The 25,924-nt window shown below is 56.4% G+C and carries 17 protein-coding genes and 1 pseudogene; 10 read left to right on the forward strand and 8 right to left on the reverse strand.

Going from position 1 to position 25,924, the window contains the following annotated elements; translation table 11 throughout:
* Window position 1: 1 nt before the first annotated feature.
* The 9 genes from ACOZ4I_RS20160 (at window position 2) to ACOZ4I_RS20200 (ending at window position 10,804) form a co-directional block, all read left to right on the forward strand.
* Window positions 2-745, forward strand: a complete 744-nt coding sequence (locus ACOZ4I_RS20160) for a DUF1641 domain-containing protein (RefSeq protein ID WP_424005767.1) — start codon at window positions 2-4, stop codon at window positions 743-745.
* Window position 746: 1 nt separating this feature from the next.
* On the forward strand, window positions 747-2,714 hold the full coding sequence (locus tag ACOZ4I_RS20165; RefSeq protein WP_424005769.1) for a molybdopterin oxidoreductase family protein: 1,968 nt from the start codon (window positions 747-749) through the stop codon (window positions 2,712-2,714).
* Between the two features lie 828 nt (window positions 2,715-3,542).
* Window positions 3,543-4,424 (forward strand): ParA family protein, encoded by an 882-nt coding sequence (locus ACOZ4I_RS20170; RefSeq protein ID WP_424005771.1) that lies wholly within the window; start codon window positions 3,543-3,545, stop codon window positions 4,422-4,424.
* Window positions 4,424-4,795 carry a hypothetical protein gene (locus ACOZ4I_RS20175; RefSeq protein ID WP_424005773.1) on the forward strand — a complete coding sequence of 124 codons (372 nt, stop codon included), beginning with the start codon at window positions 4,424-4,426 and terminating at the stop codon, window positions 4,793-4,795. The genes ACOZ4I_RS20170 and ACOZ4I_RS20175 overlap by 1 nt, the downstream gene beginning before the upstream one ends.
* A gap of 912 nt (window positions 4,796-5,707) precedes the next feature.
* Window positions 5,708-6,925 carry a tyrosine-type recombinase/integrase gene (locus ACOZ4I_RS20180; RefSeq protein WP_424005775.1) on the forward strand — a complete coding sequence of 406 codons (1,218 nt, stop codon included), beginning with the start codon at window positions 5,708-5,710 and terminating at the stop codon, window positions 6,923-6,925.
* Between the two features lie 221 nt (window positions 6,926-7,146).
* Window positions 7,147-7,473 carry a UPF0175 family protein gene (locus tag ACOZ4I_RS20185; protein ID WP_424005777.1) on the forward strand — a complete coding sequence of 109 codons (327 nt, stop codon included), beginning with the start codon at window positions 7,147-7,149 and terminating at the stop codon, window positions 7,471-7,473.
* Window positions 7,470-7,976 (forward strand): twitching motility protein PilT, encoded by a 507-nt coding sequence (locus ACOZ4I_RS20190; protein WP_424005779.1) that lies wholly within the window; start codon window positions 7,470-7,472, stop codon window positions 7,974-7,976. Before ACOZ4I_RS20185 ends, ACOZ4I_RS20190 begins: the two co-directional genes overlap by 4 nt.
* A gap of 313 nt (window positions 7,977-8,289) precedes the next feature.
* A complete protein-coding gene (locus tag ACOZ4I_RS20195; protein WP_424005781.1) occupies window positions 8,290-9,174 on the forward strand; it encodes an IS1595 family transposase in 885 nt (294 codons plus the stop codon).
* Window positions 9,175-9,532: 358 nt separating this feature from the next.
* Window positions 9,533-10,804, forward strand: coding sequence for an RNA-guided endonuclease TnpB family protein (locus tag ACOZ4I_RS20200; protein ID WP_424005782.1), 1,272 nt, complete (start codon window positions 9,533-9,535; stop codon window positions 10,802-10,804).
* 416 nt (window positions 10,805-11,220) lie between these two features.
* Here ACOZ4I_RS20200 and ACOZ4I_RS20205 read toward each other — a convergent pair whose 3' ends face one another.
* Entirely contained in the window at window positions 11,221-11,673 is a 453-nt protein-coding gene (locus ACOZ4I_RS20205; protein ID WP_424005794.1) for a DUF6293 family protein, read from the reverse strand.
* Window positions 11,674-11,990: pseudogene (locus tag ACOZ4I_RS20210) on the reverse strand (DUF6293 family protein); the annotation flags it as partial.
* A gap of 307 nt (window positions 11,991-12,297) precedes the next feature.
* Here ACOZ4I_RS20210 and ACOZ4I_RS20215 point away from each other — a divergent pair.
* Window positions 12,298-12,639, forward strand: a complete 342-nt coding sequence (locus tag ACOZ4I_RS20215; RefSeq protein ID WP_424005784.1) for a DUF7344 domain-containing protein — start codon at window positions 12,298-12,300, stop codon at window positions 12,637-12,639.
* 282 nt (window positions 12,640-12,921) lie between these two features.
* Here the strand turns inward: ACOZ4I_RS20215 and ACOZ4I_RS20220 are convergent, their stop codons facing one another.
* The 6 genes from ACOZ4I_RS20220 to ACOZ4I_RS20245 all read right to left on the reverse strand — a co-directional run bounded on the left by ACOZ4I_RS20220 (window position 12,922) and on the right by ACOZ4I_RS20245 (window position 25,892).
* Entirely contained in the window at window positions 12,922-13,977 is a 1,056-nt protein-coding gene (locus ACOZ4I_RS20220) for an HNH endonuclease (RefSeq protein WP_424005785.1), read from the reverse strand.
* Window positions 13,978-14,160: 183 nt separating this feature from the next.
* The gene (locus ACOZ4I_RS20225) at window positions 14,161-18,096 is read right to left on the reverse strand and encodes a helicase-related protein (protein ID WP_424005787.1); all 3,936 of its coding nucleotides are present in this window, start codon (window positions 18,094-18,096) and stop codon (window positions 14,161-14,163) included.
* A gap of 53 nt (window positions 18,097-18,149) precedes the next feature.
* Complete coding sequence (locus tag ACOZ4I_RS20230) at window positions 18,150-18,926, reverse strand: hypothetical protein (protein WP_424005580.1); 777 nt, start codon at window positions 18,924-18,926, stop codon at window positions 18,150-18,152.
* 179 nt (window positions 18,927-19,105) lie between these two features.
* Window positions 19,106-21,949 (reverse strand): DUF1156 domain-containing protein, encoded by a 2,844-nt coding sequence (locus tag ACOZ4I_RS20235; RefSeq protein ID WP_424005582.1) that lies wholly within the window; start codon window positions 21,947-21,949, stop codon window positions 19,106-19,108.
* Complete coding sequence (locus tag ACOZ4I_RS20240) at window positions 21,946-22,566, reverse strand: DUF7680 family protein (RefSeq protein ID WP_424005583.1); 621 nt, start codon at window positions 22,564-22,566, stop codon at window positions 21,946-21,948. Before ACOZ4I_RS20240 ends, ACOZ4I_RS20235 begins: the two co-directional genes overlap by 4 nt.
* The gene (locus ACOZ4I_RS20245; protein WP_424005585.1) at window positions 22,563-25,892 is read right to left on the reverse strand and encodes an ATP-binding protein; all 3,330 of its coding nucleotides are present in this window, start codon (window positions 25,890-25,892) and stop codon (window positions 22,563-22,565) included. Before ACOZ4I_RS20245 ends, ACOZ4I_RS20240 begins: the two co-directional genes overlap by 4 nt.
* Window positions 25,893-25,924 lie beyond the last annotated feature (32 nt).

Genomic DNA, 25,924 nt, shown 5'->3' on the forward strand with positions numbered 1-25,924 from the left:
GATGGCCGAACCACAGGAGTCGTACCCGGTGTCGGCCACGCACGGCGGCCGAGAGCAAGCGATGGACGAAGACGGCGAGGCGGCCCTCCGGGAGGCGCTCGCCGAACACGGCGAGGACATCGCCGACATCGTCGCGCGCACCGACGACCTAGACGACGCGCTCACGACGGCGATACTGATTGCCGCGGCAGCCGACGAGGACGAACTCGACCACATCACGGCCTCGACCGCGAACCTCGTCGACGCGCTCGACGGGCTCTCGACCGAAGACGCGGCAGCGCTGGCCACTGCCGTCGGCGAGAACGCGGACGACCTGTTGGACTCGCTGGACTCGGTCCTCGAACTCCAGCGAGACGGCCAGCTCGACGACCTGGTGACCATCGCCGCCGCCTTCTCGGAGTCGCTCTCCCCCACGGAGGTCCAGGAGTTGTCGTCGATGCTCGAATCGAACGGGACCGAAATCGTCGAGGCGATGGACCTGGTCCTCGAACTCCAGCGCGAGGGACACCTCGAATCGCTCGTCGACCTCGCGAAGACGCTCTCGGCGCTGGAAATCGACGAGGACGCGGCCCGCGGACTGAACGACCTTCTCGGCGCGGTGGGCGAGGCGCGTCGCGAGTCCGAGCCCGTCGGGCTGCTCGGCGCGCTCAGGCAACTCGGCGGCCGCGACGCTCGTGCAGGCCTCGGCTACGTCATCACTGTCTTGAAGGCCCAGGGACGCCGACTCAGGAACGACGACGGCTAGGATGACCGATCACACGCCTACCGAGACAGGGACGGTCTGCCCGCTCTGTGGCGTCGGCTGTCGCCTGCGGCCGGGGTCCGACGAGTCACGTGCTCGGGGCGTCGCCGCCCCACCGAATCCGAACGGTCGGCTCTGCGAGAGCGGCGTGGGCGCCTTCGAGGTGGCCGACGAGCGACTCACCGAGCCGGTCGTCCGGGAGGGTGGCGGCCGGCGCGTCGTCTCCTGGGAGACAGCGTACGACCGCGTCGTCGAGCAGTTCGAGGCCGTCGTCGACGCACACGGCCCCGACGCGCTCGCCTTCCTCGGTGCGCCTCACTGCACCAACGAGGAGAACTACCTGCTGCAGAAGCTCGCGCGGACGCTCGGGACGAACAACGTCGATAACCGCGCCAGACACTGCCACTCCGCGACCGCGCGAGCGCTCTCGGAACGGCTCGGCTATCCCGCGACGACGAACAGCCTCGAAGGTCTGTCCGAGGCGGATGTCATCCTCGTGGCCGGCGCGAACCCCGCCGAGCGACAGCCAGTCGCATTCAATAGCTTCGTCAGGCCCGCCGTTAACGGTGGAACGACGCTCATTCACGTCGACCCAGTCGGGAATCAGACAACACAATTAGCCGACATGCACCTCGCGCCGCGGCCGGACACGGACGCGCACGTGTTCGACCTACTGAGCGCCTCAATCCTCGAGCGCGGTGGCATCGATGGCACCTTCGTCGATAGCCGAACGCATGGCTACGGGGAGTTCGCGGCCGCGCTGAGGGGGTTTGACCAGGAGCGCGCGGCGGCCGTCGCGGATGTCGACAGCGAGCGGATCCGTCATGTCGGTGATGTAGTCGCGAACGCCGACTGCGTTGCGGCGATGGTGGGGACCGGTGTCGAAGGGACGAACGGCCGAGCGAACGCGTCGGAAGCGCTCCTGAACCTGCTCCTGTTGACGGGGAACATCGGTCGCCGCGGGGCCGGGCTGTACGTCCTCCGGGGCCTCGTCAACGAACAGGGAGCAACTGACGTTGGGTGCGTTCCCGACTGGCTCCCCGGCCACCAGTCGGTGACCGACGACGACGCACGCGCTCGCATCGCCGCTGAGTGGGGGGTCGAACCACCGTCGACGCCGGGAGCGGATGCGTTCGAACTCCTCTCCTCGTTCGGCGAGGGCGTCCGAGGCGCGCTCGTCGTCGGTGAGAATCCCGCCATCTCGAAACGAGACCGCGAGTGGGTTCGGCAGCGACTCGACGCGCTCGACGTGCTCGTCGTCCTCGACCTCACTCCGAGCGCGACGACGCGCCACGCCGACGTGGTACTCCCGGCCGCGGCCGGCGTCGAGAAGGCCGGGACCGTGACGAATCTCGAACGGCGGGTCCAGCGACTGCGCCCCGGATCGAGACCGCCAGGTGCGGCCCAGTCAGACGCCGCCACTCTCGCGGCCATTGGACAGCGGTTCTTCGAAGCCGAGGACGAGAATTACTTCGAGTACGCGAGCATCGGTGAGGTGTTCGACGAGTTGACTCGAGTCGCGCCGACACACGAGCGGCTCTCGTTTGATGAAATCGGCGACGAGGGGCGACAGTGGCCGTCCAATGACGGCGTACTGTATCGCGAGAGCTTCGCAACTGTCGACGGACTGGCCGCGTTCGGGACACCACAGCCGATTGGGGAGTCCAGCCGAACCGACGGACTCGAATTGGTGACCGGCGGCCGCACGAGCGAGTTCTACGGTAACACACAACCGGACGACCGATTGCTCCGAATCCACCCGGACGACGCGAGCGAACGAGGCATCGAACCGGGCGATACGGTGCTCGTCTCAACTGACAGCTCCGCTGTTGAAACGAACGCGACTCTCGATGCCGACGTACGCCGAGGATCGGTATACCTCCACGCAGCGGTCGCTGATCCGATTCTGCGAGAGGACTCCTCGTCCGTTACTGTCAAACCGGCGGCAGCACGGATGAGGACGGATGGCTGAAGTACAGCGGACCCAGCCCACTAAAATTTCGGATTATATACAAATTTTGTTCCAAATATAGGTTAATAGTACTTACTTTTCTATATCTAATTTCAAAACCTATAATAACCGACATGAGTGCGTGTGGTAGAATACCTGACTATTTATTTTCGAAATATGGGTGTTAAACCCACAAAAATCAAATATAGTCATATATTCCCCTGGTTGGTTTCTTTTTCTGTGAAATGATATTAGTATCCCAGCATGTTTAGATAAGTCTCGTCGAACACCTCTACTCTAATAGTCTATACGCTCAATACTAATGAAAAAACACGAGACACTCCCAGATCGAAACATACAGTTCACACAGACGTTCTCGGGAAAAAGTACAACGAATTTCCCAAGCTGAAGGTTGGAAAGTGAAAAGCGAAGTAGTGTCCAAATGGAAACATCTTACCCATCAAGATTAGAGAGAGCCTCCGTTGCAATATCCCTTAACTCGCCAGCTTAAATATGTGAATACCATTCACGAACCATCTCCTCCGAGTTATCGAGATATCGAGCGGCTGCTTTCGTAGATCCTGTGGACCGTCGGTTACACTGTTCCCCGATCCGCCTTTTACTGGAGTTGTATTGTCTCCCACAGCGCTGACGTTAACTATTATTTGCTACTCAGACAGATGAGGTACCTTAGGTATCTTAGATAGCTTAGTCAAATTAGTCACACTCAGTAGCTCAGGCACCTTCTCTACCTTAGGTAACTTAGTAAAATTAGACAAATTAGGTATCTTACTCACCTTAGGTTACTTAGGCACAATAGCTAAGTCACCTAAGGTAAAACCGTTTGCTATGGATACTGATTCACCAACGCCACGCGCAGTCGCTGTCGGCGTCTTGAAAGGTGGCTTCGGCAAGACGACGACCGCAATCAATCTCGGTCGCGAGCTCGCGCACCGAAACGAACGTGCACTCTTGGTGGATCTCGACGATAACGGACACATGACGCTCATCCTTGGTCATGATGACGCATACCGCGGTGAGCGCTGGAATACGAACCACGCTGCCGATGTCTTGCTCGACGGGGCGGATCCGCACGAGTACATCGCGTCTGTCAGCGATGGCCTCGACCTCTTCCCGGCACACGTCAATCTGGAGGACGTCCAGTCCGGCCTCAAGGAGGCGACGATGGGGACGACTCGACTCAAAGAGGAACTAGTGGGAGAGCTACTCGGTGAGACGTACGACTACATTGTCATCGACTGTCCAGCTAATCGCGGGAAGCTGAACGACAACGCGATGTATGCGACGGGCAATATCATTATCCCGCTAAGACCGGAGAACGGCTACGAAACCGGGCTCACGAACACGGTTCAGCGTCTCGTCATGGAGGCCCGCGAGTACTTCGATCTCGACATTCTCGCGGTTACACCGACAGATCTCAGCGGGCGTATCGACCACGACACCCGCGATCGGCGACTCTTGCGGGAAATGACGACGCGCGAGGCCGTCGCGAAGCACGTCCCGAACTACGCGTATCTCTCTCCAGAGGACTGGGAGGCCGTCGACAACGGCTCGTACGATGTCGATCTGCCGGGAATCCGCCACCGAGCGGCCATCGATAACGCCAACGACGAGGGCGTGCCGCTACGTGACTACGACGCAGAGTGCGATCAGCTTCAATGCTATGACGAACTGGCCCAGATTGTCGAGACGGGGGAGGTGAACCGCTGATGGGCTTTGACGATCTCGAAGACGCGGCGGCCGAGCAGGACGCGGATGACGATGACGAAGCGGAGCCTCAATCCATGCCCGAAGCCACTGACACTGACTCGCGCGCTCAGAGTATAGAAAGCGAGCGTACAGAACCCGAATCACGCGACCGTCCGGCCTTTTCGTTCGACCAAAGCAAACAGGAGGCCATATACGCGCGCGAAGAGACGATTGAGGCCTTCGAGGATGCACTGGATTTCGAGGTTAAACGCGCACTCAGAGACGAAGGTGTCCGTGACGTCCCAAAACGAGAGCTCCATGACGCACTACTTCGACTGGGTACTGAACAGCCAGATCGGCTGGCAGATCTGGTGTTAGAGGCACGGGAATAGCCGGATTTTACGTCAGATATTTCATAGAGAACGTTCGGATATATTAGTATAATATGATCTCTCGTCGAGATTTCCTCTTTTCTGCTGGTGGTGCAGTGGTCGGGAGTGCTGCGACAGTTAAGTTTACAAATAGAAAGAATATAAGTGAGCAAACATCTGGCCGCTTAGTTGAGGCAGAGGACCGATATTTTTCCGAACAGCCTCAGTTAGACGATGGAGTTGGCACGATTTGGGCAGTATTATTGGATTCTGAAGACGAATTCGAACAGTCGCTATCACCAAATACGCTGGATCGGGTCAGAGAAAGGCTGAGTACAAATTTTAGTACTTATTCGCTATATGTGGCAGTTGGAGTCTTGCCGGAAGAAGATACGTTCAGACTCAGTAATCCAAGTGTGGATGGGAGTACTATCAGCTACACCGCTAGTGTGACTCGTCCTGACTCAGGTAACGGGGACGCAGTCTTTCATTATCGGTACTATGCGGACCAATTTGATGTTCTTTTCAGTACAAATCATGTTGAAGATGGAGACATAGAGTGGGCCTGAATTACTGATGATGGTCTAATATTGTTTCCACTCTGGAATCTTCTCCCTCAACAATTCGTCCAAATACATGCATTACAGCCTTGCTGGACCCGATATAGCCTCAGCTTCGTTACCATATATTTGGTATAGCGATATACAATTTACAGGCAAATAGGCCAAAATTGGGTGGTATCTGTGTTGTCGGCGTTTTCTCACTCAGAAACTTGCACACGAAGAACTATCAGTAAAGAGACTGTACTACTGTCGTACGAGAAAACAGCACTCTTAGAATCGGCCCGACCTCGAGGAACCGCCCTCTAAGAGGTAATTCACGCCAGCAATCCAAACGATGTCCAGCACAACCGACACACCGCGGTACTCGACAATGAGCCTCACCGACTGCGAGGAGTTCTACCAGGATGAAATCGAACCGGAAATGCGGGCCGACGGCCTCGACCCTCGGACCGAAACCCCACCCTATGCGTGGCTGAAAGACCGCTACGCGGGCTTCGTTGGTCACCTCTCCCGGAAGTTTGACCTCTCGCCCGGCGAGTTCTACGAGGAGATCGGCGTCCCGCTCGAGGAGCCATCGACCGAGGAACCCTTTGGGTTCGTCGAGGACGACGCGACCCGCGAAGCGCTGGAGGAATATCTGGCGGAACTGGCAACCCGACAGGGTCGCGCCGAAGCGACCGTCAGCACGCGCCGGTCTGTCCTCCGGAAATACGTACGCGCTTACCAGAACGTCCACTGCGAAGACGACCTCCTCAGCGGCATCTGTGAGGGTTCGAGAGCCGACGAGAAAGACCGCGTCGCCGATACCTTCGACGTACTCCGCCGGCAAGATGATGCACTGAATACGCACGCCTCGAAGCTCAAATACGTCCAGGAAGTCCGGCAGTTCTACCAACACCAAGTCGACTTCGGGCTCGCCGATTTTGACCCGACCTACCGGCTCGAGAAACGGATGGGCTGGGACTCCGAACCGGAGTGGGACAACCCTGCTCTCGACGCCGACCAGGTCCGTGCGCTCCACGCTGCTGCAGAAACCGACGAGGACCGTCTGCTCGTCATCGCGGTCTGTGGCTGGGGCCTGCGTCCGAGTGAGGCCGCAGCGCTGCGCGTAGATCAGCTCGTCCTCGGAGCGGATGACGAAGAAGGCGGCCCACACATCGAGTTCGAAGAAGGCGAACGGAAGAACGGGCCGGGGAGCGTCTCACTGTTGACGGGGCTGGATGCCGTCGACGAGCGTCTCGACGATCTCGCCGATCGCGACGGCTGGGACGGGTTTCTGTTTCCCTCTACGCGTTCGAAGAGTGGCCACATCTCCACGTCGACCATTCGTCGCCGGTTCCGCAGCCTTGCCGAAGAGGCCGACGTTACCGTCGACGGCGGCCGACCGACCCCGAAGCTCGGACGGCGGTTCTGGTACACGGCCTACGGGGATGCTGTCCGGCGTGTCGCCGAGCGCTTTGCCGACGTGGCCGAGGAGCAGGGCTCCACCGACGAGGGAGTGGTCCTCGATAACTACCTCTCCGAAGCTGAGCAGCGCCGCCATCGGCGGGAAGAGATGCGCGACGAGTTAGAGGGGTTGTTCAACTAATGCACTGTCAGCTACACGTTGTCATCTAGCTGGTGTTGTTGAAGGCAATTTCCGTACACGAACCCGAGAGTAGTCGTGAAGCTGCTGACTTGGTCGGCCGAGGATCGATATTCTATTTACTGGGTTGGACAGGAACACTGGTACTGCTGCGCCGTAGTCTCGATTCACCGGTGCACCGCCGCAATTCATATGATGTATGCAGAATTAGAAGCTAGTAAGCCATGTCCCGAACTACTGCCACCATTCCGGACGATCTCACGGATCTCATGGAGGGTGCTGTCAAAGCGGGCATCTTCGAAAACAAGAGCGATGCGATCCGCCATGTGTTACGTGAGTACTTCGAGGAACACGAGAATGCACGGATTGCAGCTGCTGTCTCACTGTACGAAGAGGAGAAAATCACTCTCGGAACCGCTGCCCGGCTTGCCGAGGTGAATCGCTTTGAGATGCGGGACATCCTCCGAGAAGAGGGAGTTGAACTCCGATTTGGGCCCGAGGATCTGGACGCCGCACGCGACGAAATCGACGTAGCCCGGAATCTCGAATGACAGAGGCACCTGACAACGCGACCGTTCTCAATACAACTGCCCTGTCGAACTTTGCGCAGGTGGATCACGTCGAACTGCTGGTTGATCTCCCCCGACTCGTCACGGTTCCTGCTGTCCAAACGGAACTCGCAGAGGGTGTTGAAACCCACCCCTACCTCGAACACGCACTTGCTGTGCTTGAAAAGGATATCCCCGTCGCTGACCCGTCGTCGCAGGCACACGAAATAGAACAGTCTCTCTTGGAGACGCTTGACCCGGGTGAAGCCCAGGCACTGGCAGTTGCAGACGCCGTTACTGGAACGGTCATCACTGACGATGGTGATGCACGTACGACTGCGAACCAGCGCGGTATTGAGCTAACTGGCTCAATCGGGCTGCTTGTCCGTTTTGTCGAAGGTGATCATATTACGGTAACGACTGCAGATATGTATCTCAAACGCTGGATCGACGAAGCTGGATTTCGGTCCCCCGCTCGCGATCTCAACGAATTCCTTGACGACTAACGCCGGTGGCTGACGAACAGTCTTGCCGAAATTCTCTAGGAACAGTAGGTCGTCAGTCTGTTCAAGAACGAATGACGACACAACCTCGGTTGCCACGAGACAACGCGACGGGACATCCGTGGGACGCTCAAGTTGGAGCAGTTGCCAACTGACGTGGACCGAGAGCCGGCGTACCCTGAGGCCACCTTCGACGCCGGCTTCGATGACGCCGATCTTTCAATAGCACATTCGCTCTTGCGAAGGAGATTGTTGATAGCGAGAGCTGCGGCTGAAAGTCGAAGAGGGCAAGGGCACCGCGCCAGCGGTGCCCGATATGTTCCCAATAAGCCGGTTCGTGTCGGAATCGGCTGCAGCGGACCTGTTGCAGCAGGTTCGCTGGCGTGATGGCGTCGAGTGCCCCCGCTGCCGTTCTGACCTGACGGTCAGAAACGGCAGCTATCGGGAGTATCAGCGGTATCTGTGTAAGAATTGCGGCCGGACGTTCAACGACAAGACCGGCACGATCTTCGCTCATTCGAAGCTCTCGCTGAAAGAGTGGTACTTCACGATCTACGTGTTCTTACGGTTCAACACGAGTATTCGCCAGATCGAGGCGGAGCTCGATCTTTCGTACAGAACGGTGAGACGGCGCGTCGAGCGCTTCGCCAGCGCGCTCGACGCGCCTTCGATCACACTGTCTGGACCGGTCGAAATCGACGAAGTGTACGTCTCTGCCGGTCTCAAAGGCCGCGAGCGCGACCAGAAGTCGCGCTCGCGTGGCCTGTCCACGCGTGGACGAGGCTCGTACGACGGCGACAAACCGCCGGTGTTCACGCTGGTCGATCGTGGCTCGGACGATCGATACGTCGTGCCAGCGAAATCCGCTGGTGAATCGACTATTCGACTCCTGCTTGCTGACCACGATGAGGAGTCGCTGACCGTCTATACGGACGGATTTCGGGCGTACGAGCCGCTCGAAGAAGACGACGCGTTCTCCCGCGAATACGTCGTCCACGGCGACGGTGAATACGCTGATGGCGAAGTACACGTCAACGGTTGCGAGAGCCACCGTCGCGTCAGCGACGCGTGGCTCTCGCCCCATCGAGGAGTGTCAAAGGACAAGCTAACACCGTATTTCAGAGCCTTTCAGCTCCGCTGCGAACTCTACAGAAAACCAGGTGACGAAGCGCTCAAACATGCTCTCGACGCCGCCCTCTGAAAATCAACAACGTGCTTCACAAGAGCGACCGCTCATAGTACTCAGCAATCTTCTAACAGCGAGAGAATCCCGCCCTTCCCGCGAAGGACGAGTGTTCCGACGCTCTGTCGGAACCGAGGTCTGAGCAGGGCGGGAGTGAATCGCGTAAGCTCCGTGCCACAATCGCCGTGGCTGTTGCCTGACTGAATACCCAACGTAGGTATTTAGTAGGACAGAAACGTACAAATTCTTGTGCGAACAGAGATAGATATGGAGCGCGGTGGCGACCTACACGAGCGGGTCAAAGAGTACGCTCGTGAAAATGGTATCCGCCATCCGCGTGCCTACCGCGAGCTAATCGAACAAGGGTTAGAGACGGATGGAAACGACAACTAAGACGCTCGAAGCCACGCTTGCCCCGCCGACAGCACACAAGGAGCGGAAACTGTGTGACCTGCTCGAAACCTACCGTGAGGGGCTACACGAGGCGTTCGACGCCGGATGTGACACGATGAGCGCAACCAGCGACGTGGTGACGCCCTACGACTTACCGTATCAGGCGAAAGCGGCCCTGTGTAACTACGTCCCGCAACTTCACGACACCTACGACGCACAGGAGTTAGACGACGACCACCCGGTTCGGCTCACCAACCAAGCCGCCGAGTTTGACCACTCTCCGGTGCGGGACTACGAGTTTACGTGGTGGGCTCCACAACCCGGTCGCGGGACGAATTTCTGGATACCGCTTCGTATCAATCCTGAACAAGACAGTCTGTGGCACGACCTCGTAGACGGTGAGGTGTCGGCAGGCCAACTCCGCCTGCAACGGAATCGTACATCGTGGACACTACACGTCACTGTCGAGTTTCCGGTCGAAGAACCCGACTACGCGACAGACGGCGACGACGTAACTCACATCGGTCTGGATATTGGTGAAACCGCCCTGATAACGGGCTGTGCCCTCAAGGACGGTTCACCAACTGGCCCGTTTGTGTGTGACGGGAGCCGTGCGAAGCATCTCCGCAAAGAGATGCACACCACCCTGAAACGACTCCAAGAGCGTGACGCCGCTGAGTGGCGGATAGACGAGCGATTCAACCACTACCAGAACGCCCTCACCGATATTGTCGAGAAGGCTTCTCGGCAGGCCGTGGAGTACGCCCGGCAATTCGAGAAGCCGGTTCTGGTGATGGAGAATCTGACGTACATCCGCGAAGAATTGGACTACGGCGCGTACATGAACCGGCGACTCCATGCGTGGGCGTTCGCTCGTTTACAGAACCGCGTCGAGGACAAAGCGCGAGAGGCAGGTATCCCGGTCGAGTACGTCCGACCGGAGTACACCAGCCAGATGTGTCACGAGTGCGGTCACATCGGGAACAGAGCCGCACAAGCCACGTTCCGGTGTACCAACGACGAGTGCCACATCACGGCGTTTCAGGGCGATATAAACGGCGCAATCAACGTTGCACAACGGGCTGACCCGTGGGGAGAGAGCGTGCCGCTGAAACCGGCAGGCAATGACTCGCCTCGGGATGGGAGTGCCTGTGACAGCACCACGACCCACCGTGAGACGAGCGAGAAACACTCGCAAATGACTCTCTCGGCCTTCCACGGGTCGGAACCCTCTGCCAGCGATAGCCGCACTTAGCTGGTATTCCCCATGCGTGGGAAGCCGCGCCGTTCACGGCGCGGAGGATGTCACTTTATCTCGGCAGGTTTTACAAAAAACGACCTCCTCTGGCTCGTTTGAATACGTCTCTTGTGAGTAGGAGGTCTGAGTATCTGAATTGTCGCGTTTAGCATAGTTGCTCTCTCCATTCGCGTGGGCATCCAAGCGGTTGTTTCTTGTCATCAATTGGTTCCTCTTTTACCATCAATAGATGGCCTTTATAATTATGGTCGATATGCAAATAAAAGAATGGAAACCAGAGTGAAAGTGAAATTAGGCCCCAATTGTTCTGAGGGCTTGCGCCACCTGTCTCTCTTCATGTGGCGTCTCGAAATATAATCTCTGGACTACATGGATGGAGGGTGCTCAGGAGGTCATGAAAGCCCGAACCGCTGTTATACCGTCTGCTCGTCATCAACGTACTGAAACGCCACGTACGATTGCCGACCGAGTTCGGTCGGTCTGACGAGCTTACGACGGCCGCGCTCTTCGATCTCAATGTATCCCTTCTCCAGAAGCGGATCAAGCACGTGGGTTTCGAGGCGGCGGTAATAGCCGTTGTACGAGTTGCCATCGTAGTGGGCGGCAAACGGTAGCTCCTCCTGTTTGCCGAATTTGATGAGATCTTTCTTGTTGACGGAGTAACTGATGCCCTCGCGCAGGCTGTCTTCCTCACTTACGAGATACCCGAGCACTGCGATGCGCTGGGGTGCTGGCTTCGCGATGGGGTACTGCGGGAGGTCCATCTTCGTCTCAACCCCATGGCCGACCGGCTCGTCACCCGTCGAATACTCCTCGGCTCGAACGTAGTACGGTTCGGCCCCACCAGTCACCATACAGGCGATCATCCCACCAATTGCGGTGATCTTGCTCCCGGTCGCGAGGTTGACATAGACGTCGTTACCGGCCTCGCGTTCGTTGACGATCAGATCGGCGATCACCGAAATCGTCTCGTAGAGGTCGAAAATATTGCACTCGATCTCCGTTGTTCCGATGGGCTGTCTGCCAATGCCGTGCGCACGTCGTTGTGGTACGACGGGCGTTCGATATCGTCGAGCCAGTCCAACAGAACGACCTTGTCGGCGTTTGACCGCAGCGCAGTCTCGACAATACGGTCTTTCTCGAACCCGAACGGCATGATGTGAATGTTCTCTGGAAAGTCCATAATAGCCTGATCCGTGCCGCAACCCGAATCGCTGGCCGCGATCCCCTGATTGGTCCAGTAGTACGTTCGAGCAAACAGATAGTAATGATTGTAACGATACTCCCGTACTAACACTCATGAACTGACATCTGCTCGCAGTAGATGTGGGGTCTCAGACACAGTCGCCATGTGACGAGGATGAATGGTATCAACAGACCCTCCCCGGACTCCAGATCGCTGAAGGCCAAACCGAATGGGCAAATATGTGCTCTACAACCGCTGCCAGCTGGGTTGGTCAACAGATCGCTCAGGGATCCAGGAGGGGACAATGACAGCCGACGCGCCAACACAGGACGCGCTCCACGGATTCACGATCTTCCGGCACGAGGTTCGGATCGGGGCCGTCGAACTACTTTCGACCGAGGAAGTGCCGATGGAGTGTGCGACACTGGCTGCTGAGCTCTCGGCACAGCCGAGCGTGCCGCCACTATCCCCCGATCAATTGGAACGCTCACTCCACCATCGTCATCTGCCTGCGTTGGATGAAACGGCGGTCATTGACTACGACCAATCGGAGCAGCGAATCACTGCGTTCGACCCTGCCCGACTCGACACACTCATCAACGCGGTTCAGGACCTGACGGAGTCACTGGAAGGAAACCGGTTCTGAGTGGGGCTGCATTGATTGGGCCGCTTCAGAGTGAAATTTGGTTTCGAGGATATGTTGAAATCCTTGAAGAATTATTGATTCGACCGGTCACAATCGGATGCAGCCCCCCCTCTCAAAATAACGGTTAATACAGAAGATATAGTCAGCATAGCATTCTGGTTATTCGTCCGTATTTACGCAGAGGAGTAGATCAAATCTCCCAATACTGGATCAGTCGCTCGGCGAGATTGTGAACTGAATACTAAATAAGAGTCGTACCAGCCAGCTCCCCAGTTTCCACAACTAACGAGTCTGTGACTGAACCGACTTGGCTGAAAGACCCTCGATATCTGCTAACCGCTGTATTAGCTTCTCATTATACTCTTTGCCGTCTTCTCCGTGATGTACCCGATAATGACAGTTGGGACAGAGTGCGATGACGGTCTCTGGCGTATCTGAACCCCCCTCGCTCAATTCATGGACATGGTGAGCGTGCAAATAGGGAGTCCCAGCCTTACTCGTGAATGGAGCAGGTTCGGAGCATCCTTCACAGACGCCTTCGGCACGAGCTTTTGCGTATTTCTTGACTTTTTCGGACCTCGTATATTCTGACGGTTGATCTTTACTTGTGGAAGATTCCTCGGGGACTGTTTCGATAGCATCTTCCTCTGCTTTCTTTCGGAGAGAGCTGAGCGTTTGTGATCCCGAGTCATTCTGAGGACTAACCGTTTCCTCTCCTGACGAGGAACCTTCCTCTGATGCATTGGTGAGAGCATCTTCAGAGGAGTCCTCATGGTTTTCAATTCGTTCTACACTTTCTACAGAATGGGCCGAAGGCAGGGTATCAATCACTCTCAAATCGCCAGACCGTTTCTCAGCCTTGTTCGTCGATCGTCCATTATCACGCATTCTAGCTTCAACCAACTTTCCCACATCACCCTGTGTGACACCATTCACAAGAATTTTGTAATCATTGTTGACATCAACGACACCCATATCATTCCACCCTATCCTGTCAATTTTAGCTGTGAACACCTCACCAGGTTGTGGGTCAGAGTTGGAGCGAATCCACGCTCTATATTCCGGATCTGAATGCGTCCCCACATTCTGATAGAAATTATAGCTGGCCAAGGGATGGGAATCTAAATACCCATCCTCGCGATATTCTGTGTTGAGGCATACTCCAAACTGTTCTGATGCTTTTTCAACGACTATCTTTTCGCCAACAACATCATCCGTCAATCTGCCCAGGTTAATTTTCAGATTTCCGATAGTCACCAAGGCATTTTCTGATGAAGAAAGGTAGTCCACTTGTAAGCTGATTTGTTCTCCGAGTTCCAACTGCTTCCAAGCATTCATTATCAGACAATTGTAGCTGTTCACCGTTCAATGTATAATTCTGCTGTATATGCGCTATGTATCGTTTCAATAGGATTTCAACAGAGCTGGTTTTGCAGACAACCCCTGTACTGTAGCCTTAGGAATGGGCTACACTGGATGTACTGCGATTCTCAAGATTACGGGACATCCATGCCCGATCAGTTACGTGGTTCGTTTTCGGTTTTCAAGGAACCGCTCGCACCATCTGGGAAGGTCTTGTAGTGTAGCGACATCTGCCACATTTCCGTCTTCATCAATCCTCACGAACGATTCTTTCCGGGCCCATGCAGACACAATGGGCCTATATGCGCTTTCTGAACGCAACTCAGATTGCTTGGTGAACCGGGTATGATCGTCTGTCGCGGTTCGTAGGACATCGATAATCCGGCTTAGTAGCGGGTTTCCTGGTGCGAGGTGCTGGATCGAAGGGAACTCATCTGCACACTCCGCAGAGAACGTGACTGCTATCTCTTCGTCACCTGGAGCGATGGCCTGAGCCATCGTCTGATTGTCTCCATCTGATGGGAGCGCAAGTGGGCTCTCACCAGTGGTGAGTCGATACGTACTCTCATCGAACTCGAAGTCATCATCATACTCTCCGCTACTGGAACTGAGATCGATGTCCTGTACAGACGTGAATGTCAATCCACTTGCTGTGAGTGTCTCGTTGTCGACCAGGATCGACTGGATGCCAGGTACTTCGAATGGGGCCGAATACTCGTAGTCATCATCGCCGTTATCGGCGATATCGGGATGGCTGTAGGACTGCCAGGCATCGAGCTTTGCCTCGTCAATAACGTCTTGTTTAACGAGCGTATCAACCGAGTCAAGCGATTCTCCAACATCAACTCGGTCATCCTGCTCTTGTTCCGCAAGTTGCTCTGAGAGGTGTCTGTCGGCCTCTTCAACAGCGTGTTGACTCTCGTCTTGAGCGGTGTTCAACGTGGCATCTCGAATCTGCTGGCTGACGCCCGACAGGATTGGCTGCATGTCTCCAACGACATTCTCAAAGAGCCCAATGCGGTCATCAAGCCGGTCGTAGATATCCGTCTCCACCGTGTCCTTGTAACTGTAGTTGAGAATCGTAACCTCATCATAGCGCTGTCCAATCCGGTCGATTCGGCCGATACGCTGCTCGACTCGCATTGGGTTCCACGGGAGATCGTAGTTGATGAGTGCGCCACATTCCTGGAGGTTCAGACCCTCACTAGCCGAGTCAGTACACACGAGGATATCAACCTGGCCGTCATCGTTGGCAAACTCACGTTTCACACGCTCCTTGCCGACTGTCGTCCATTGTTCCTCGGTGGGGTCGTACAGTTCGCCACCCCGGCCAGAGTATGTCGCGACTGAAGTGCGGTGGATAGACGTGAGACTGTTGCGGATGAAGTCCATCGTATCGGCATACTGTGTGAAGATGATGACCCGATTGTGTCCATCCCGATCCAGCTGTCTGAGGTCCTGAATCAACTGACTAACTTTCGGGTCTTCATCGATCCGCTTGAGTTCGGTAACGAACGATTCCAGTTCCTCGATCTCTTGCTCAAGTAGATTGAGTCCCTGCTCAGTAACGTTCGGGACCACTTCAGCAAGGTCAGCGTCCCCAAGGTCACCACTGATTTCGTCAAGCGCATCCAGATCGTCCAGTTCGAGCTCGGAGAGTGTGTCCAGGAGTGCCTGACTCGACCCCTCTCGCGGCTGATCACGGCCGGCAGCCCGTTGTTTGCCCTTCAATACGGTCCGCTGAGCGCGCAAGGTCTCGAGCCGGCTCTGCAGGCTCTGTGAAATCGCGTAGACGCTGCTGGTGAGGCGCTGTCGATAGGTTGTCATCACGAAGCCGATGGCCCGCGTCTCAGCTTCGTCAGACTGCTGCGCGAGTTTGTAGAACTTGCGCGTATACTCGTCGATACGGTCGTAGATCTCTCGCGTTTCGGCTGTCAATTCGATTTTTCGCTGCGTGGGATCACGGTCTGGAACCGTCGCATCTAGCAATCCGACCTGCTCATACTTCCGCAGAGTGTCCCGAGTGTTCCGATGGATGAGTGCATCAACAGGGGTGGATTCTGCAAGGACATCTCGAATGACGCGCCACCCTGCCTCTGAAAGATCGTCGAGGGCGTTGAGCTGATCATTTCGGGAGTACGTGAGCCACTCGTCTTCGGCCTTCCAGTCTGGGTAGAGCAGATATTTGAGCTTCTCTTCCTCGTTCGCTTCGAATGGGTCGACATCGTAGTTGTTGACCGCCGAATTGAAGCAGTCGATATACCCGTCGTACTCGTCCCCATAGTCTGAAGCGAGATTGCACGCTTCCAGCACTCGCTGTTTCGCAATGCTGCGTGCGTGCTGTTCGTCAGCAATCTCAAGCTCCTCAGCAACCGCATCGAAGACCTTGTCCGACAGCGCCCGCTCGGTCGGTAATCGATCCTGGTACCGCTGTTGGTCCAGCGTGGCTTGGGCAGACCACGACGCATCGGCCGATCCACCATCCCCCTCGACCTGGCTGTCCAGCGCTTGGGCCAGTGCGTGGCGAGTTTCGAAGAACTCGACGAACTGGTCTTTCGTGTTCCACTCGCCAGGAAGATCAAGTAACGTCATCAGGTCGTAGAGTTCGCCAGCGTGCAACTGCATCGGTGTTGCCGTCAACAGGTAGTACGCCTGCGTGTGCTCCCGCAGGCGCTCAAGGAGCGTATAGAACTTGCTCCCGGAACGGGCATTGTGCGCCTCGTCGATGATGACTGCATCCCAGACTCCTTCGCGATTGGCTGGTTCTCGGCCCCGTGTACTCGCTGGAACGTCATCGCGAGTACGAACGGCACCTTCGTCACGTGGCGCGACTTGATCCCAGCGATCGTCGAGCCGGGCTGTGTGCCACGACATGATGACAATCGCGGGACCGTCAGTTGTTTCCGCAGACTGTTGGTCGTGCAGGAACCGCCAGATTGGGCTCTCAACCCACGCCTTTGATTGCTCGTCGGCATCGAGATCGAGATCTGTCACTGACGGCGGTGCCTGTTCGCGACCGAACGCGTCATGGAAAACGTACTCGCTGGCACTTCCACGGTCAAAGCGATATGCGTTGATATTGAACTTCTCCCAGAGCTCTTCTTGCCACTGGATCGTCAGACTCGCAGGGACAAGTAGGAGCCCTGTTTCTAACTCGTTTGTCAATCCAAGCCGGGAGAGCGTGAGGCCAGCCTCGATCGTCTTCCCAAGCCCGACCTCGTCACAGAGGAGGAAACTATTCGGGTAGGTGTTGACGAGTGTGTCAGAAACGACGCGCTGGTGGGGCCACGGCGTAATTGTACTGCCCTCTTCAGCGAGGGCCAGGCCACCGGGTGCAAGCGATCCGTCGGCAATGATGTTCGCTTTGTCGCGCTCGGTTGGTGGCGCTTCACCTCGGGCGATTTGCAATGCGGTGTCAACCTCGGTGTCAGAGTCCGGCGCCTTCCAGTTGATGAGTTCCGCTTCGATAGCCTCAGGCAGGTCGTAAACTTCGACATAGGGATGGTTATCTTCCCACAGACGGCCGAACGTATCGACGTCACCCTCGACGTATTCACGCTGCCCATCGTGCCATTCGCGATGGACTTTGAACCGCTCGTAGTTACGCTCCCAGCCGCCGGCGGTCTCGTTAACGCTGCCCTCGAACGACAGTGAGTTCCCGACCTCGTCGTGAAAGATCCCGACCTTTGGGTGGAAAATACCCCAGTTCCCCCGCCGAGGGACGGCGACTTTAATCGTGAGTCGCCCCTCCTGGAGGAGTTGTGCAAGGAGTTGGAGGTGCGCATCAAGCCGTTCGTCATCGAGTTCATCGAGCCCCTCACTGAGTTCGTCCGAAAGCGCTTCTAGAACTGGTCGATCAGTCTCGTATAGCTCTGCGCCCACGATCAGTCGCATCTCTCCATCATTGTCCATGAGCGCGTGGATGCCGCGGGAGGCGACGGCAAGGGCACTGCTCGAGAAGTACCCCGCCACGCGGTCGTAGCGAACGCTACGTTCGAGGGCTGGAACGTAGAATTCATCGACAAGATGCGAGCCACCTGTTGCGGGTTGACTCTCGTAAATCGAATCCCAAGAATAGGTCTGGAGGTCGGCCATTACTGAACTTACGTACCAACCTCAATCTGGTACCACTTAATCACTCTAGTCGCTCAGCTGTGTTCCACATCTGGAGTCAGCGGGAGATCGGCCAAGGGTTCGAGCACGTCACGGACGAATCGACCAGCGAGGTGCAGTCCCAATTGGACCGCCATATGAACTGCTTCGACGTAGGTTTCGAAGGTCTCTACGGTAACCGTCGTGCTTCGTGCCGTCATTGAGTGTGAGAGGTTGTTGCGTGCGTCTCGCAGAACATCATCAAGAACATCCAGGTCGATCGCCTCTGGAGCGAGACCCTGATCTTGGATCCATGTTAGAACCTCATCGAGTGTCGTGTCGTCCAACTCTGGGTTGATTCCGGTATCGAGTTCATCGACTGTGACTGCACCCACTTCTTCGACCATGGCCGCGCTGGTCAAGACAGCCACGAGTAACGGCGGGTGGGCAATGTAACTGAACATCTCTGGTCCACACTGCTGGAGATAGCGAGACTCGTTGTCCTGAAGATAGGCAGCAAGTTCGTCTGCTTGCCAGAGACTTTCCATGATCCACTGGATCCACATCGAGGTCTGCAGGGAGAGCTCAATGCGGTCTCGAAGATCCCGCGAACGTCGAAGCCAGCGACGCGACAGGAGTTCGTAGGGAGTCTCAGTTCCAAACGTTGCCCGGGTCCGGCAGGTCTCTATCGAGGAGGTGAACGCCTCAAAGGTCGATTCAAATTTCTTGAGAAGATCAGCGACCTGTCCGATTCCCCAACTGAGCCGAACAGGGAGCGGGTCCAGGACTCGGCCATCGAATGAAGTGCGGTGTTCGAGGTCGCTTTTGTACACCGACATGGCTGCGTTATGGACCAGCAGGCAATACTGGAAGCGACGCCAGCAGCAGTCGATAATTGCAGCGTGCCACTGATCAGCGGGCAGTGGGACCTGAAACTTCGTTGGTAGCCCACCACGGTGCTCCCGGAGAGCGAGGCGAGTTGCAGTGAGGTCCCCGAACGAACGCATCTCGCTCAGTGATCACCGAGCGTGGTCTGTGTCGTCTCGGCGTCGTCCTCTGCAAAGACGTTGGGGCTAAAGTCCAGGTCCAGCACGTCGCTCGTTCGCCCAACAGCAAGGTCACGAGCGAATTCCCAGTCAGCGTGGTTTTTCGGCAGCACCTGTAACAGCGCCTTCAGCGTCGCCTTGAATTGACTGTCTGAGTCGAAGTTGCGTTCCCTGAGCCATTCGATTGTCTCGGTCTCGCCGCGCTTGTCGTAGACGTGCATCGCGGCGTGAACGGCATCCAGCGAACGCGGGAACGAGAGGTCATCTGGGTCCACCGGAAGTCGACTCGACCGATCTTCGGGCTTCTCGTTGATGTTCTGCACGCGGCCATCGTGCCCGCGGAGGATGATGTCACCGCGGCTCTTGCGCCAGGTCTTCGTCGAGCGCTTGATCTCATCGATGTCGACACCGATGCCGAGCCCGAGCTGGCGGCCATCGTCGTACGAGAATGTCTCGGCCTCGTGGACGAGCCAGCAGAGGATGTACCACTCCGTGATGTCATCGAGATTGTCGACATCCATTCCCTCCAAGTATTCGTCAACAAGGATCTGGGTCACGGCCTCCCGCGCTGTTTCGAGGGCCTTCCGTGGCGGGACTTCTTCGTCCTGGTCGTCAACGACGGGATAGGCGTCGGCGAAGACTCGGAGTGTCGGCCCGAACGCAGAGATGATGACGTCGGTTTTGGTCAGGGAGATTCCTGATTCGAGAAGGTCGCGAGCAGCCTCCTTCGCGGCTGCTCGGGTGTCAGCTTCGACGTCGCTCCAGAGGGTCGGGATTGCATTTTCGGGATCGCGTTCTTCGTGGGGTTTGCGGCCCGTAAGGAGGAGGGTAGAGTCGGCGGAGGCATTACTCCGCATATTAGCTCTCTGTGGCATCTCACTCGTGATTGGGTGTGTTGAAGTAATGACGAAGCCCGAGTTGATAAGTGACTTAGCTAAAGTGTCCCACGCATCCGTTTCTTTATGTGTGAACATTACAGTCATTACGCCGCCAGATGAAAGCTGATCATATAGATTAGAGAATATTTCACTCATCTTCCTTTCATAGAATTCATTAGCGAGTTCTTTCTTCGACTTGGAATTACTTGAGACGCTATCAAACCTTTCTGGGTTAGCGACAGCTTCGTTCTCTTTATCGGTCAAGCCACCGTCAAACAGGTTTGGATGGATATCTCCGAGGTATTCCTTTAACCATCCAAAGAAGACATCTGCAAGTTCAGAATACATAATACTACTATAGTAAGGTGGATCAACAACTGCTGCCTGGATTTCACGGTCGGTCGTCAGCTCGGCGGCATCTTCGTTTGTGATCGTTGCTGGCTGGCCACCCTCTGGAAGATATGAGACGAGTTCTTCGTAGGAGTCCCGGACTTTCTCATAGAGAGAGTTGAAGTCCATAGTTCCCAATAGTGGGTTATTGTCGCAGAATACCCGTGTGAACACCAAAATATTCCCTTTGAAGACGGGGTTCGGGTATCCTTTGCTCGTATCCCAGTCTGCAAGCCGGGCGTTTCGGTCGATGAATTTGCTACACGCAAGAGAAAGAACAGAGAGAATGGCCTCTGCCTCATTTTCTTCATGTTCACGTAATATCTCGGTTTTGTAGTGATTGAAAGCTTGTAGGTATTCGTAGTGAGAAACCAGCTGTCGAGGAGAAAATAGATCTCTAAGCTCCGTTACGCCATATGGAACTGCGCGATCAGCGTATCCTTCGAATCGTTCAATAGATAGAATTGTGGAAAGCTCATAGTCATTCTCAACGCGCTCTTTTGCTCGCGTAAGTGCTTCTTGATCCGTCTCAGTGGGTGCTCGGAAACCGGATTTGCCATCACTGTCAATATATCTAACACAGTATATTTCGTACTCGAAGTCCTCGTTCCTAAACTTCTCCCGGATCGCATCCCCCTCTGTCACAACGTTACAGTGGGGACAATCGGCTTCTCCCCCTCTGTCGACAAACCCGTCGTTCGGATCAAACCCATCAAGATCACGATGATCAAGATCAGTATAGCAGCGATATGATACCTTTCTGTCATCCTCAATAGTCGGCTTGACAATCGCGCTTCCAGACTTTATTGTCCACTTCGGAATCAAAGGGATGTCTCCACCACATTGTGGACATTCCACACGATAAGACGTAACATACACGTCTGGACTTTGGCCCGGTTCCGATTCAGGGTAGAACTCTTCGAGATTATCTCGGGCACGCTCATGGATTTTCTTGGCCCAGTGGTCGAGGTCAGAACTCAGTGACCCCGCCGTAGGCGCATACTGAAGAAGGACCTTCAGAATCAACGATGGAACTGGATTCAGCTCGTTCGCGCTGGTTGGTAATTCATATCGGAGTGCTTCAAACGGAATCACCCCGCCACCAGCAGTTGGATCCAAAATGGTAGGTAAATCTCCATCCCACTGCTCCCGAAGAAGTGAGTGAAGTTCGTCCTTCTCAGTAGAACTCGGCGACTGTGTAAAGGGACGAGGGTACCCATAATGTTCTCCGAGCGTCCCATTGCGTTCTGACTCAGTCGCCTTCTTCCGCTCCACATATTCCGATAGCCCACCATCCAGTTCCTTAGGCCCTATCTGCATCCACTGAAGGAGGTCATCGGCCGAAATATCTTGAGGAAGGACCGATGCAAGGATGGCTAGACGCGACGCCGGCGTGGGCCGCCGTGCGAACCACGGATGTAGATACCGATGAGGCGGCATATGCTTCGGATTTCCTTCTTTCAGATTCTCAATACCCACTGCTTTCAGTGGAAGCTGTCCCTCGATTGCGAGCGGTTTCAGATCGTCAATGTGGTCACTCATAGATGATCAGTCAGCAAGGTCCGGAGAGCCTTCTCGCCGTTCGGGCTGGACGGGGCGCGACATTTCGCGTGCCAGTAGTAACACTCCTCATCGCCCATCTGGGCAACCCCCCGACAGAGGGCACGCATCCTGTCGACACGCTGGAGCGGTTTGATGCCACGGAATGCAAGTGCCAAACGTACTCCGACGGCCTCCGGGAGGAACAGGTCGCCAGCACCACTGGATATCACAGTTGCGGCGTCAAGTTCTGCGTTGTCGATCGTTTCCTGGATGAGCGAGCTGAGAGCACGGAAGCGACCGCCATCAAGACGGGCGATCTTCACTGCGGTCCATCCGTCCCAATCCCATTGTGGTACCTCTTCAGAAGACGAATCTTCGAACAGGTCCTCGAAAGACTTGACTGTGAGCGAGCGCCCGTGGCGTTCCAGTCGATCGCGACGGGCGGCCGCCTGTTCTTCGGGGAGGAGTTCGTACAGCGTGACCGCACCGCCATTCGCCCCTTCGCGGCGCGTCATCGCAAACGTTGGCCGCCCGCCGTAGACGCTACTCCCGAACGAGGATGCCGGTGTGTCCTCGGTCCCTGAACTAGATCGTGTCGTGTCGAGTCCCGTCGTCATTGTGTTGCCTCGGAGGGTACTTCGGTCGGTCCTCTGGCTTGAACCTTCACGTCGATGTTGGTCTGCCCCAGTCCCGCCCGTAATTCTGCCAGCACATCATCCTCGGTGTCGGTTATCGGTTCTGGTTCGTCGAGGATTGTTCGGAACTTCAGCGTGACGTTGACCGACTCGCCAAACGAATCGGGCTGGTTGGTCACACGCGAGAAATCGTCGAGACTCCCCTGGTAGCTCGCGTTGTAGCTCGATCCGGCCGACGTCTTCACGTCGTAACTCATTCGAACCGAAATCGCGTCCGACCGGTCAGTGAACGCGTCCCGCTGGGCGATGAACGAGCCTTTCGAGAGCCGATCTTCGCCCATCACTTCGACGGTGACCTGTGAGACTCCTGGTGACCCACCGGATGCTGCTTTCGAGAGTGCATGGGTCCGGACCTCGTTGAATGCTCGCGATGCCGCCATCTGGCTTGTGGACGTGTCCCACCCAGAGGGCTGAGTGCAGTCTGGGCAGAGTCCCTGGGGGTTCAGTTCACTCTCGTCGTACTTCTCACCGCAGCGCTGACAGGGCGTCTTCGCTGGTTCGTCCTGATGCTGTTCACAATACACTGGGCCGTCACCGGACGGCTCAACCATCGTCGTACAGCCGTCCTCGGCGCACTCGACCTCGGACGCTTCTGGTGGCCGGATCGTGTCGTGATGGACCTCAAGGAGGGCTTCGATACTCGTATAGACGACGTAGTCGTTGCCGATCTTCACATCGGTATCCTTGATTGTGGTGTGAACGTCGGGCGAGTCAGCAAATGGTGTGCGCTTGCGCCACTTCTCCGGGTGGTCATCAGCGTCACCATCCCAGTAGGCGGTCTCAGTCTCGGCGTCCCAGTAGGTGTAGCCGCCCTCGTCGACCATCTTCGCGACGGTTTTGCGGAGTGGCTTCGTACTCAGGAGGTACGGGAGTCCTGGCTTCTTGGCGAACTGTTCGACAAGCTGCTGAGTCGTCATCGAGTCTTGGGTTCGCTGCCAGAGCTTCTGCTTGAAGAACGCGACACCTTTCGCGTCGGCATCAGCCCGAATCAGGCGGTCATCGAGGGTCTCTTCGACGGCACTGACAAGCGAGGTGCCACCGTTCGCTTCCGTCGCGTTGATCGTGATGTGCGTAAGTCCATCGCGATCGACGTAGTAGAGATGGCGATAGACGCCCCGGACGAGCTCGCCAAGTAAGCCGTACTTCTTGTCCTGTCGTTCACGTAGTTCCTCGACCTGATCTTCCGAGAGATCAGCCGTCTGTTGGGAGTCATCGAGGAGTGCCTCGATTGCTTCGAGGTGCCGGGCTTCGTCGATGGCGCTCCGGACGCGCTCGTCATCAGGTGCGAGGAACAGGACGTAGTTCTTGTAGACTCGACTCTGGACATCACCGCCTTGCTTGGATGCTGACTTCTCGTAGAGCGATTGGACCTTCTCCGGGACGGACTCCTCATTGCTGTCGTCTTCGAGCAAGTCCGTCGTGACCGGTGCCGTATCCATGTGCATCACGGCAAGCTGGGGTGTGGACGCTTTGTCGGGCAAGTCAGCCGGTGATTCAGGGTACGCAACCGGATCGAAGGCACCAGTCCCAGTCTCACTTTCGAGGCGGGCTTCGAAGCGCGAGCGAGCTTGCGCGTCAGGCGTGTTGTCGACCCGCTGGTCGATGATCCTGATGAGGTTCGGATCAGATTTGAATCGGACTCGCTCTTCGTCGTAGAGGTAGTAACACGCGACGCTCATATCCGATCCAGCCAGTGCATCGAGAGCGGAATCGTAGTTGTCGAAGCGAACGTTAGGATGACCGAGCGTCTCGTTCATTTCGGCCCGAGTGAGTCCAGTGGCCTGTTCACCATAGGCCAAGCTGTGCCAGAGGACAGCGGTGGTCAGATGCGAACCGAGCGCTGGAATTCCCTTCTCTGTCCACTTGCGATCTTCGAGTTGGGCATGCGCTGTCCCGTCCTCGTTATAGATGTCGGCTGAGAGGGCTGAGCTGAGATCAACAAACTCGAACAGCGATTCGTGGAGGGTCGAACTGATACTTCCACTAGGGGCGTCGTCAGCCGGCGTGAGATCATACAGCCGGATCCAATGTCGGTCGTAGTGGTTCGGGCGATTGTTCCAGCGGTAATAGACGGCACGGGCGAGGAGCTTCAGCGCCCCACGGGTCCGCTGGAATTTCGGAATGGTGTCAATCTTCTCGGTAAGCGTATCGATGACAGTTGGGTGGAACGGGTATTCCCGTTCGAGTCGGTCGACGTAGCTTGCGTCCGTCGCCTCCTGGGGGAACTGCCGCTCGCTGTTGGAGTACAGTTGGAAATACGACTGGGACACATCGGCAGCGGCCCCATCATCGATGTTCTCGAAGAGCCGATGCTGGAGCACCTGTCCAACTTCGCTCTCATCCGTTGGCGTGACCGTCTTGTGCTGACGGCGCCCGATCTGATTGAGCTCATCGATCAGCCCACGCACGTCCTCGGCTTCCTCCTCAAAGGCTGTGTCTGCGATCGAGTAGACGATTGTGACATCCTCAGATTCGGACGCCGTCTCCAGAAGTGAGAGAACAAAACTGAGCGTCTGGCTAGCCAGTGTTGCGTTACCGACCTCGACGGCGGACGCGCTCTCGAGGTACGCAGCGATCTCGTCAATCAAGACCAGAGCTGGGCCATCGCCGATGGCAAAGAGGTCTTTGAGCTTGTTCTGACCGGGGGCGTTCTGGTTCTGGTCGTATTCCTTCAGTTCCTCATAGCCGTCCGTGCCGTAGAGCTGGTAGGCGATCTCGCCCCACATTGTCTTCGTGTTCGGGGCGTTGGGATCGTTCCGATCACTGCGAGCGTTTCGGGCGTCAACGTGGCCACCAACAAATACTGCCGAGTCGACCGAGAGGCCCTCGGCTACGGCTTCCTGATAGGCACCGGCGCTACTGTCGTCACCCGGGAGAAGGTGCGTCCCCAGATTCTCGATGTCCCCAGCGTGTTCAGCCAGATGGTACGACGCAATGAGATCGTGGGTCTTGCCACCCCCAAAGCGCGTGTCCAGACAGAGAATGCTGCTCGTGTAGTCTGTCTCGTGTCCTGTCCCACTGGCGAGGAACCGCCCCGTTAGATTGCTCAGAAGTGTCTTCAGGCCCTCGGTGGGGTAAGTCATCTCGAAGAACTTAGCGGCTTCCCGGTAGTCGGGAGCTGCCTCATCGGGGTCGTGGGCGACAGTTGCTAGACTTGCTGCGAATTGGTCTTCCTGAAGCGTACCGTCCAGGACGTCATTCCGTGGTGTACACGAATCAAACAGTGTAGGGTATGTAGAGTCGCTCATGGGAGTTGTCGATTGCTATTGGAGGAGCTACC

The organism is Haloarcula salina, assembly GCF_049603855.1.
Lineage (GTDB): Archaea > Halobacteriota > Halobacteria > Halobacteriales > Haloarculaceae > Haloarcula > Haloarcula salina_A.

Bases quoted from the DNA above. Each gene is read 5' to 3' on its own strand.
- ACOZ4I_RS20160 (WP_424005767.1), top strand. From the start codon at position 2: ATGGCCGAACCACAGGAGTCGTACCCGGTGTCGGCCACGCACGGCGGC.
- ACOZ4I_RS20165 (WP_424005769.1), top strand. From the start codon at position 747: ATGACCGATCACACGCCTACCGAGACAGGGACGGTCTGCCCGCTCTGT.
- ACOZ4I_RS20170 (WP_424005771.1), top strand. From the start codon at position 3,543: ATGGATACTGATTCACCAACGCCACGCGCAGTCGCTGTCGGCGTCTTG.
- ACOZ4I_RS20175 (WP_424005773.1), top strand. From the start codon at position 4,424: ATGGGCTTTGACGATCTCGAAGACGCGGCGGCCGAGCAGGACGCGGAT.
- ACOZ4I_RS20180 (WP_424005775.1), top strand. From the start codon at position 5,708: ATGAGCCTCACCGACTGCGAGGAGTTCTACCAGGATGAAATCGAACCG.
- ACOZ4I_RS20185 (WP_424005777.1), top strand. From the start codon at position 7,147: ATGTCCCGAACTACTGCCACCATTCCGGACGATCTCACGGATCTCATG.
- ACOZ4I_RS20190 (WP_424005779.1), top strand. From the start codon at position 7,470: ATGACAGAGGCACCTGACAACGCGACCGTTCTCAATACAACTGCCCTG.
- ACOZ4I_RS20195 (WP_424005781.1), top strand. From the start codon at position 8,290: ATGTTCCCAATAAGCCGGTTCGTGTCGGAATCGGCTGCAGCGGACCTG.
- ACOZ4I_RS20200 (WP_424005782.1), top strand. From the start codon at position 9,533: ATGGAAACGACAACTAAGACGCTCGAAGCCACGCTTGCCCCGCCGACA.
- ACOZ4I_RS20205 (WP_424005794.1), bottom strand. From the start codon at position 11,673: ATGATCGCCTGTATGGTGACTGGTGGGGCCGAACCGTACTACGTTCGA.
- ACOZ4I_RS20215 (WP_424005784.1), top strand. From the start codon at position 12,298: ATGACAGCCGACGCGCCAACACAGGACGCGCTCCACGGATTCACGATC.
- ACOZ4I_RS20220 (WP_424005785.1), bottom strand. From the start codon at position 13,977: ATGAATGCTTGGAAGCAGTTGGAACTCGGAGAACAAATCAGCTTACAA.
- ACOZ4I_RS20225 (WP_424005787.1), bottom strand. From the start codon at position 18,096: ATGGCCGACCTCCAGACCTATTCTTGGGATTCGATTTACGAGAGTCAA.
- ACOZ4I_RS20235 (WP_424005582.1), bottom strand. From the start codon at position 21,949: ATGAGTGACCACATTGACGATCTGAAACCGCTCGCAATCGAGGGACAG.
- ACOZ4I_RS20240 (WP_424005583.1), bottom strand. From the start codon at position 22,566: ATGACGACGGGACTCGACACGACACGATCTAGTTCAGGGACCGAGGAC.
- ACOZ4I_RS20245 (WP_424005585.1), bottom strand. From the start codon at position 25,892: ATGAGCGACTCTACATACCCTACACTGTTTGATTCGTGTACACCACGG.